The 9,261-nt window shown below is 67.6% G+C and carries 6 protein-coding genes and 3 pseudogenes; 1 reads left to right on the plus strand and 8 read right to left on the minus strand.

What is annotated here, in order from left to right:
- Window positions 1-1,464 precede the first annotated feature (1,464 nt).
- Complete coding sequence (locus ACFT41_RS31480) at window positions 1,465-1,848, plus strand: Fur family transcriptional regulator (protein WP_377589956.1); 384 nt, start codon at window positions 1,465-1,467, stop codon at window positions 1,846-1,848.
- A 159-nt stretch (window positions 1,849-2,007) separates the two neighbouring features.
- Here ACFT41_RS31480 and ACFT41_RS31485 read toward each other — a convergent pair.
- The 8 genes and pseudogenes from ACFT41_RS31485 to ACFT41_RS31520 form a co-directional block, all read right to left on the minus strand.
- Window positions 2,008-2,241, minus strand: a pseudogene (locus tag ACFT41_RS31485) (hypothetical protein); the annotation flags it as partial.
- A 19-nt stretch (window positions 2,242-2,260) separates the two neighbouring features.
- A pseudogene (locus ACFT41_RS31490) lies at window positions 2,261-2,621 on the minus strand (SCO5389 family protein); the annotation flags it as partial.
- A gap of 2 nt (window positions 2,622-2,623) precedes the next feature.
- Window positions 2,624-2,798 (minus strand): annotated as a pseudogene (locus ACFT41_RS31495) (IS5/IS1182 family transposase); the annotation flags it as partial.
- Window positions 2,799-3,239: 441 nt separating this feature from the next.
- The gene (locus ACFT41_RS31500; protein WP_377589951.1) at window positions 3,240-3,548 is read right to left on the minus strand and encodes an ArsR/SmtB family transcription factor; all 309 of its coding nucleotides are present in this window, start codon (window positions 3,546-3,548) and stop codon (window positions 3,240-3,242) included.
- A gap of 558 nt (window positions 3,549-4,106) precedes the next feature.
- Window positions 4,107-4,868 (minus strand): class I SAM-dependent methyltransferase, encoded by a 762-nt coding sequence (locus ACFT41_RS31505; RefSeq protein ID WP_377589952.1) that lies wholly within the window; start codon window positions 4,866-4,868, stop codon window positions 4,107-4,109.
- 112 nt (window positions 4,869-4,980) lie between these two features.
- A complete protein-coding gene (locus ACFT41_RS31510) occupies window positions 4,981-6,171 on the minus strand; it encodes an aminotransferase class V-fold PLP-dependent enzyme (RefSeq protein WP_377589953.1) in 1,191 nt (396 codons plus the stop codon).
- A 1-nt stretch (window position 6,172) separates the two neighbouring features.
- Window positions 6,173-7,492 (minus strand): pyridoxal-phosphate dependent enzyme, encoded by a 1,320-nt coding sequence (locus tag ACFT41_RS31515; RefSeq protein WP_377589954.1) that lies wholly within the window; start codon window positions 7,490-7,492, stop codon window positions 6,173-6,175.
- Complete coding sequence (locus ACFT41_RS31520) at window positions 7,489-8,937, minus strand: Y4yA family PLP-dependent enzyme (protein ID WP_377589955.1); 1,449 nt, start codon at window positions 8,935-8,937, stop codon at window positions 7,489-7,491. The genes ACFT41_RS31515 and ACFT41_RS31520 overlap by 4 nt, the downstream gene beginning before the upstream one ends.
- Window positions 8,938-9,261 lie beyond the last annotated feature (324 nt).

Below are 9,261 nucleotides of genomic sequence, written 5' to 3' on the forward strand. Positions count from 1 at the left end.
GCACAAAGCCAGTCAGGGTTAGAGTCACATCTACTGCCACCAGGCATCAGCCCATCACCTTCCGGGCCGACACGGCTAGCCTCACAGTCAGGCTTCGGGCCGGTGCTCCGCCGACGGCACCCGCGAGGCAGCACCTGACGCGATTCAGGTCACCGATCGGTGGCACCTTCTGAAGAACCTCAGCGATGCGGTCGCTGCCGATCAACACGTGGAAGACACCGTGGCGGTGGCAACCGTGCGCCCGGTGCCGTCGTGTGCGGTAACCGTCGGCGGCCGGCGAGAGCCCCAGACCACGATCAGGTGACCGTGGTGCGGGACGGGTAGACGGTGGCCGTTGACATGGAGTTCTGCGATGGCCGACAAGCACTGCCGATCCGCGCACCCATCGCGTGTCCCATGGCAGCAGGGAGTCGCCATCGCGCCCGACGTCAGCGCTCCCACCCAGCGCCACCTGGTACGGCGCGAGGCCATCGCGGGCCCGCCCGAACTCTTCCGCAGTGGGGTCTTCGTCGTCCGACAATCCGCCGCCGCCGAGCCTTCGCCAGGCTCCATGGTTGTCGACGGCCAGCAGGTGCGTCTCGTCCCAGTAACACCCGACGTCTCGGCTTAGGAACCGTGTGGCGGCGACGTCGCCGTCCACGTCGACCGCGACCGGCGCGAAGCGACGGCGCTGACTCAGCCGCACGGGCCGTCCGGCATTCCTGTAATGATCAGGCGCAGGCTTTCGGCCAGGGCGTCGTACGCCATCCGCTGACCGTACCCGAGCCGAGGCATCCGGGTCGCGGATCGATCACCTACGGGCCGGATCCGTCCCGGTTTCCGGGCGTGGTCGATCAGGCCCCGGATCTTGTCATGCTGCACGGAGCACGCAAACAGGTGCCACGCGCCGAACGGATCGACCAGATCCTCCGGCGGCGGGCGGCATCGAAGCTGCCCGAGGATCAGCGGTGCCCTTCGGCACCTCCGGTGCCGGTGCCGAATGCCCGGCCGCTACCGGGTTCGCGCCGGTGGCAACGGTGGCAACGGTGGAGGCGAGCAGGGCGGCGAGGCCTTGCCTACCCCACAGGGACGAATGTCTCACGGGCGGATTCCTCCCAGAGCGAGCGCCCGGTGACGGGGGCGCGACTGAAGGGGATCCTCCGCTCAAGAAAGTCATTGTCACTAAGCGCACGAGACGTTGTGGCCAGGCCGTAACCAACCTGCGTTTCGGCGTCACACAAGCGCCTGAGTCAAGGCATGGCAGGCGCGAAGGGTGTCAGCATCGGCCCAAGTTGGACGCCCGGCTCGCATCAGCGCAGCACTGCTAAGGTCAGCGAGACTACGGGACATATGCGCAATGCATAATGGGTACGGATGCCAAATGGCCCACGGCGAGGCGGGAAGACACACACCGCCAACCACCTGCAGCGGGTCGGCCACGGAGCGGAAGGGAGACGTTGAACGGTGAGCCAAGCGACGACCGGCATGACCCGCAACACCCGCCAACGCGCCGAGGTGCTGGCGCTGTTGCGCGAAGTCGACGGCTTCCACAGCGCCCAGCAGCTGCACCAGATGCTGTTGGATCGTCAGGCGCGCGTAGGCCTGACCACCGTCTACCGGACACTGCAGCTGTTGGTCGACGCCGGTGAACTCGACTCCACCAAACTGCCGGGTGGAGAGCAGCTGTACCGGCGGTGCAGCCAGAGCCGCCACCACCACCACCTGGTGTGCCGCGACTGCGGTCGCACGGTCGAGGTCGCCGGGCCGGCCGTGGAGCGGTGGGCCGACCAGGTCGCCAGGCAGCACGGCTTCACTGACGTCGGCCACACCATGGAGATCTTCGGCACCTGCGGCACCTGCGCCGCTTGAACCCCATCCTGTGGTGGATCCGCTCACCACCGCCGGAACACCCGCGCGGTAGGTACGAGACCGTCCCGCACCTACCGGCCGTGGGGATGTCCCTATAGGCAACTCGTCGAGTAGCACTGGCGCCTCGGCCAGGCCCACCGGATGCCGAACCCACAGCACGCACGCGACGGTGCCGACGGCGATCCGGCGGGTCACCCCGAGCAGGTGCGCGGCGAAGGTCGTCGCCGAGGGGCACACTCGGTGGGAGATAGGTGATGATCGGTGATCCAGACACCGGCATCCTCCGCCGCCAGACCACAACGGTGCGCGTCCGACAAGGCCTCGGCGTGGATGCTCGCCGGCCCATGCCCGGCGAGCAGGAACAGGTGTGCCTGAACCTGTCCGCCGGGCCACCCGGCAGCATGGTGGTCAGGCAGTCACGCAGCTCGGGTGACTGGTCGAGTGTTGCCGTCGGTCGAGCCGGACCTGCGGTAGACGTCGGATTCGACGGTGCTCAACCGGAGCGCGGCCACCCGGGGACGTTCTGGAGAACCAGCTTCCCCCGAAGTGGCGCTCCAGACCCGAGCGGATCGCCTCGCTGGCTAACGCTCGCCTCAGCTGGCCCCGCTCCGCCTCGGTGGGCGGTGGCACGACGTTGTCGGCGAAGTCACCGGTGGAGGACTCCAGCTCCGCAGTCCCCAGGTGACGGTGACCCAGGCGTACGGGAGCGGGTCGTGGACGCAGGCGACAAGAGCATCGTCGTTCACGGGGACCGCCTCGGCGGCTTCGAGCAGGGCGCGGCGACCAGCAGTAGGTCGGCGAGGTCGAGGGACCTGCCGGCCCGGCCGCCCGTCGACGATGGCGTCCCCGCCACGCTCGGCGACCAGCCGGACCAGCCTGCGGAACTGGGCGGGCTGCGGCCCGGTGAACGGGAAGATCCACTTCGGGCGAGCCGCGGTGATCACCTGCACCACAACATGATCCATGATGGACTGACACCGAGTTGCGAGACGTGCCTTAGAGACCTGAAATGACCGTCGTTTCCGTCAGAGTTGCAGAGAGAGCGCGTGCGTAGCCGTGCCGCTTGTCAACGATCGTCGATTTGGCTTGGCACAGCTCGCTCGGATCGGCCGTGGCCGACGGCCGATGACAACCGAAGCGGAACTCATTATCGTGAAGATGTCCGCGAGGTAGGGGGTACGTTGGTGAAGCGGACCCGGCCGGCGTGGCGTCCCTCTGCGAACGCACGTCGGCCGGCCCTGCGTCAGGAGCGACGCGAGGTGAAGTGATCCCCGGAGCCGCTGGGTTCCGTCTTACGGATCTTGGTGGTCGGGGACGGCGCGTAGCCAGTCGAGGGCTTCGACCAGGTTGAGGGTGGCCTGGAAGTGAGCGGCGAGTTGGTCGTGCGGCGGTCAGGTCGAGTGTTCGGCGTGGTGCAGCACTTCCGTGATGAGCCGCCTGGTCGCTTCCCCCTGCAGCGTGTAGGCGACCTGTCGGCCGCGACGCTTGCGCCGGACCAACCGGGCCTCCCTGAGGTACCGCAGGTGGCGGGCAACAACCGTCGGGTCCGTCGACATGGCCTCCGCCAGGGAGGCCGGTGTCTGTTCGCTGTCCTGCAGCAGCACGAGGATGTGTATCCGGTGCTCGTACGCCATAGCCCGAAGCACGACGACTGCGCGGTTCAGGGCGGGGCTCATCTCGTCGAGGTGTCCGGCGCTCATGCCGAGATCGCCCGCAGCCGGACGGTCGCTGTGAGTCTGGGTTTGCCCAGCCGGGGCCGCATTGGATGTAGCACGACGTGGACATCAACGAGTCCGGCCAGGTCGGTGGTCGGTAGTCGGTCAGCGCGGGACGTGCCGACACCATTGGGCCCGTCGCGGTAACCGACACTCACCCCGGTGTGGGGAAGGGCGGCGTCGGTCGCCACGACATCGTCCATGGCAGCGATCCAGGGCCGCGACGATGACCAGGGCGTCTGCCGGCCTGGTTGGCGACCGCCTCGGCGTAGGTGTCGACGTTGGAGACGGCCGAGCTGCCAAACAGCATGTACCGCTCGACGTAGTAGCCGAAGGCGTCGTGGTTGGCCCTGGGCTTGCGCTGATCGGCGGGGACCCTGGCGAAGGCTGCCTCGTTGCCGGAGTCGGGCTCGATGTTTCACGATGACATTTCCGTTCCTATGATCCGGAACGGTAGTCGTTATCGCCAAGTATCGTCGAATAGCAAGATGGCCATACGTCGATGCACCCTTCCGCGGGTGCTGGAGACCGGGTGGCCGGCCCTCAGGCCACGGCCGCCAGCGCCGCATGCCTGCCACATCGCCAGAGAACTCCGGCCTCGCCGAATCCGGCCTCACGAGCGGCGGTGGCATGCCATGACGCGGGAGCGGTGAACTCTGTCGGCAAGCGGTTCTCGAAGATCGCCGCCCGCTGCGCCAGCAGCGGGCGTAGCGAGTCCATCTCCCCGATGTCGTTCCACCACTGTGCCCAGGCCAACTCCGCCGCGGCTTCGTCCGGGGCGGGATCCAACGCGCCCATCAACGACGGTAGTCCCTCATGAGGCATGAGGTCCGCGACGAGGAGCAGCCCACCGGCTGCCAGGCAACGACGGGCGTCGTCGTAGAATGCGCGCACCTGGGGTGCCGGCAGGTAGTGCAGAGTCATGACCACCGTGACCAGGTCGTAGCCGCCACCCGCACGGTCCACCCAGCCCGGCGCTGACAGGTCACCCTCGAGCGCTCGTACCTCGCCCGCCAGGGCGCCACGCGCCAGCGCGAGCAGCACCGGATCGATGTCCATGAGGGTGACTGTGGCATCGGTCCACCGCCGGGCCATCCGCTCGGCAAGGAGCCCCGGCCCGCCGCCCAGATCGAGCACCCGGCCGGGTGCCCGGCCGCGAACAGCCTCGGTAGCGCGGCACAGCGTCTCTTCGAGACTGGCGAGATACGGCACGAATCCCCCCATGACGTGGGCCCAGCTTTCGCGCCAACGGACGGCCTGGTAGCGGTCGAGCACGATGCCGGACGCGTGGGTGGGCGTTGACATGGGTGAACTCCGGGACGACGTGCGGACATGAAGGCCACACATTAACGGAAGACATTTCCGGCAGGATAAGCGCTCCGAGACAGAAGAGCCCGCGTATCTCGGTTCGTGTCAGTCAATCGTGGTCGAGTTCGGCCAGGACCGACAGGAGCCGGTCCACCTCCTCGGCCGTGTTGTAGACGTGCAGGCTCGCCCGCACGGATGCCGTCTTCTCACCTTGGTCGCCCTGGCAGTGACCGTCCGCGCGGACCAGAAGTCCGTGCGCGGCCAGAATGAACCCGAGGTCGTTCGACCCGATCAGACGGTGGCGAAAGGCCACGATGCCCTGGCGCTGCTGCACCGGGGAGTCGGTGGCCAGGCTGCTCTGGCAGCCCAGCACCTCGAAACTGGACAGCGCACGCAGCCCGTCGGTGAGCCGCGCGCCGAGCGCGGTGTTCCAGCGAGCGATACGGTCCGTACCCGCGGCGTCGAGCCAGTCTAGGGCGGCAACCAGGCTGATGATGCCGCTGGTGTTGGGGGAGCCGTCCCAGCCGGCCGGCAGGTAGGTCGGACCGCGCTGGTTGCGCGCCCAGATCGCACCGATGCCCGGCAACGCCATCGCCTTGTGCCCGGAGAACACCACGAAGTCGACGTCGGTCGCCGTGGTGGACAGCGGCAGGTGCCCGACGCCCTGCGCGGCGTCGAGGCAGATCGGGACGGTCGGTCCCGCTGCCGTGCGCAGCCTGTGCACGTTCATGTCGTTGCCGTAGACGTGGTGCACGTGGGTGGCGGCGATCAGGCGCGTGCGGTCGCTGATCATCGACGCTAGTCGGTCGGTGTCGTAGTCGTGGGCGGTGTCGTACGGCATTGCCCGGACGCCGAGGGAGATGCCCTGGTGGCGGAGCAGCTCTGCGGTTTCCAGCCAGGGTGCGTTGTTCGCCGCGTGATCGGCGAACGGCACGATGATCTCGTCGCCGTCGCGCAGCTGCGGGGCGAGCCAGTCGCGGGCGATGTTGCGCAGTCCCTCGGTGGTGCCGCTGACGAAGTGCACCCCCGAACGCTGCGGTACCGGATCGTCGAGGAAGCGCCGCAGCCGGTCGCGAGCCTGCTCGATGCGGGTGGTGGTCCGGTTCGCCCACGGGTACGTGCCCCGGGCCGCGTTGGCGTTGCCCGTCGTCAGATAGGTCAGGACCGCGTCGAGGACGGCCTGCGGCTTCTGCGAGGTGGCGGCACTGTCCAGGTACGCCATGTCGGGGTTGGCGATGATAAGCGGGAACTGCCTGCGCAGCTTCTCCTGCCACGGGCGCAGTCCGTCGAGAACATCCATGTCAGTCGCGCACGAGCTCAGCGCCAGCGTCGCGCCAGGCGATGATCCCGCCGTCGAGGGAGCGCACGTCGGGATGGCCCATCCGGGTCAGCAGAGCGGCGTAGCGGGCGGACTTCTCCCCTACGGGGCAGACCAGCAGCACCGGCTGGCGGCGACCGAAGGGTAATCCGCCGTGAAGTAGTTCCGCGAAGAGTTCATCGACGATGTTGATCGAGCCGTCGATGTGCAGCGCCTGGTACGCGAACGGACTGCGCAGGTCGACCACCAGCCCTCGACCCTCGGCTATCCACCGCTCGGCTTCCGCGACCTGCATGGTCGCCGCCCGCCTGACGTCCGCGTCGGTCACCGTGCGCAGGGAGTTGCGCCGCGGTGGTCGGCCGAACAGCTCAGGGCGCCGCTCCCGCAGATAGCTCATGTAGCTCTCGACGCGGTCACAGACGATGAAAACGGCCGTGCGGTGTTCGGTGAGCTGCGCGTCAATGGCGCGCAGGTGGCGTACGGCACCCTGGTAGGCGCCGCCGCCGGTCGGCCCGGCGAGCGTGCCACATCGGCGGACGAGAGTCAGCAGACCATCGATGGCGTCGTCGGCGGTGATCGTCTCCACCGTGTCGTAGACATCGGGGTCGAAGAGGCCGACTTCGTGCACCTCGTCGATGGTGCGGATCCCCGGGATGAAGTCGGACTTGTGCGCCACCAACCCGACGACGCGCACGTCAGGATTGTGTTGGCGCAGCGCGGCCGCCACGCCGGTGGAGGAGCCGGCCGTTCCCACGCAGGCGATGAAGTAGTCCGGGGCGCGGCCGTCGAGATCCTTCACGATCTCCGGACCGGTGCCGTTGAGGTGCGCGTCGACGTTGAGCTCGTTGAAGTACTGGTCGGTGTGCAGGTAGCCGCCGCCCGACTCGGCGAGCCGGTGGTACATCCTCGTCAGCGGGTCGTCGGTGTCGGTGGGATCGAGGCACTCGGCCTGCCCGGGCAGCTCGTCGATCTCCGCACCCAGCAGCAGCAGCAGGTCCTTGATCTCGGCGACCTTCATGCGGTTGGTGACGCTTCTGAACGAGAGCCCGTGCATGCCGGCGATGACGGCGAGAGCCTTGGCCGTGTTACCGCTCGACAACTCGACAACGGTGTCACCCCGCTCGACGGCCTGGGCGAGCAGGGGTCGGACCATGTTCCAGGCGGCGCGGTCCTTCAGCGAACCGAACGGGTTGAGCAACTCCATCTTGGCGTACAGGGTGATGTTTCGCAGACCGTGTACGGCGGGGTCGATCCGCACCAGCGGGGTGTTGCCGATGGCATCGGTCATCGTCTCGAATCTCACGGTGCCTCCGCATGATGGTGAACGGGCCAGTACTGTTCGTCGAGGCACCATCGCCACGCACCGTCGTTTCGAAACAGCGCGACCTTGCGGCCGATCGGCTGGCGCAGCGCCTGCGTGGCACTGAAGTCCATCAGATAACCGGCGGTGTTGACGAAGGCCAGCAGGTCGCCGGTGCGAGGCCGGGACGGCAGGAAGACCTTCCGTCGGGTGATGAGATCCGCTTCGAGGCAGAGGTTGCCGAACAGGTAGACCCCCACGGGCCCCGGACCGGCCGAGGTCGTCCGGTGAACGACGACCGGATCCATCAGAACTCCGTGTTCCTCAAGACTGACATCGCGTGCGTTGCAGTCCAGGCGCACGATCGTGTCGCCGCTGGCCTCGTCGCGTACCTCCAAGACGCTGGCCAGGACCAGGCCGCACTGGTCGAGCAGGGCCCGCCCCGGCTCAACGTGCAGGTCGTACATGTTGTCCAAGAGCAGTGTCCCGAGTGGGCGGCGCAGCTCGGGCGAGGTTGTCCGCAGCAGCCGATCGAGGTACGCGGGTCCGGAGAGCGGCCGGTGAGCGGGGTAAAGGTTCAGGGATCCCCGAACACGGCCCCCCTCGGCGCGTAACCCGTAACCGTGCCCGTTCCAGGTCAGTGGCGCTCGCTTGCCGAGCACCGCCTCGGTCAACGCGGAGGTGTACTGCTCCCACTGCGTACCGTCAGCGAGGTAGTCCACACCGAACCCGCCGCCGATGTCCACCGACCATGGCCGCAGCCCGCGTCGGCGGCACTCGTCCAGCGCCACGAGGCAGCCCTCCAGGGCCACGGCCTTCTCCGGCAGCCCGATCGTGTCGAGGTGAAACGCCACTCCGACCAGATCCAGGGCCTCGGCGTGCTTCTCGATCACGTCAAGAACCTCGCTCGCCGCGGCGGCTGACATCCCGAAGCGGCTGCGGCGGCTGTTGAGCTGCACGCCTGTCGAGGCGAAGCCCGACAGGCGCGCCATCACCCGTACGCGCGGCAACGACCACTTCGTCACCAGCGTGGCGAGCGTGGCCAACTCGCCGACCGAATCAGCGCTGACGGTGATCCCGGCACGGGCGGCGAGCCAGAGGAACTCCTCGTTCTTCGGCCCGGTCGCCATGATTCGCTGCGGCACGAAGCCGGCACCGAGCGCGTGCTGCAGCTCGGCGAGCGACGCCACGTCGATGCCCGCGTCGGTGGCGGCGAGTTCGCGCACCAAGGCGCTGGATCGATTTGCCTTGTGCGCGAAATAGATCTGACCGGAGAGCCGATGGGCGGAAAAGACCGAGCGGAAGGCGGCGACGTTGCCTGTCAACTGCTGGGGCAGAATCACTCCGAGTGGAGATCCCAACGCGTCGGACAATTGCGCCATCAGGACGGTTTCGTCGAGCACCGACTGCACCGTCGGATCGATTCGCGGAGACAGGTAAAGGGGCAAGGCGACTCCTCCGATGAGTCGTGGCGCCGCGGACGCCGCCACCCTCTCGCCGGAAACCCCGTGACGACGCCCTGCTTCAACGTAACCGATGTTCCGACGCTCGCCAAGAGGATGCAGATGAGCGACTCAACGCCCCACCCTCGCATGCACGAGTGTGCATGTATGGCGCCGTTTGTCAATATATGCGTCGACAGCCCAACAGGTCTGACGGCCAGGAAGCTAGAGCCATTGAGCCATTCCGCGCAATGTTCTGATCACACGTGGTGATCATGTGGTGCGGTCGTGTTCGGTGTGGAGCAGGACGAGTGCGGCGGCCACGATCTT

It is taken from the genome of Micromonospora sp. NPDC057141, from assembly GCF_042670805.1.
In the GTDB taxonomy this organism is placed as follows: domain Bacteria; phylum Actinomycetota; class Actinomycetes; order Mycobacteriales; family Micromonosporaceae; genus Micromonospora.

Coding starts and splice junctions, on each gene's coding strand:
- ACFT41_RS31480 (WP_377589956.1), top strand. CDS start 1,465: ATGACCCGCAACACCCGCCAACGCGCCGAGGTGCTGGCGCTGTTGCGC.
- ACFT41_RS31500 (WP_377589951.1), bottom strand. CDS start 3,548: ATGAGCGCCGGACACCTCGACGAGATGAGCCCCGCCCTGAACCGCGCA.
- ACFT41_RS31505 (WP_377589952.1), bottom strand. CDS start 4,868: ATGTCAACGCCCACCCACGCGTCCGGCATCGTGCTCGACCGCTACCAG.
- ACFT41_RS31510 (WP_377589953.1), bottom strand. CDS start 6,171: ATGGATGTTCTCGACGGACTGCGCCCGTGGCAGGAGAAGCTGCGCAGG.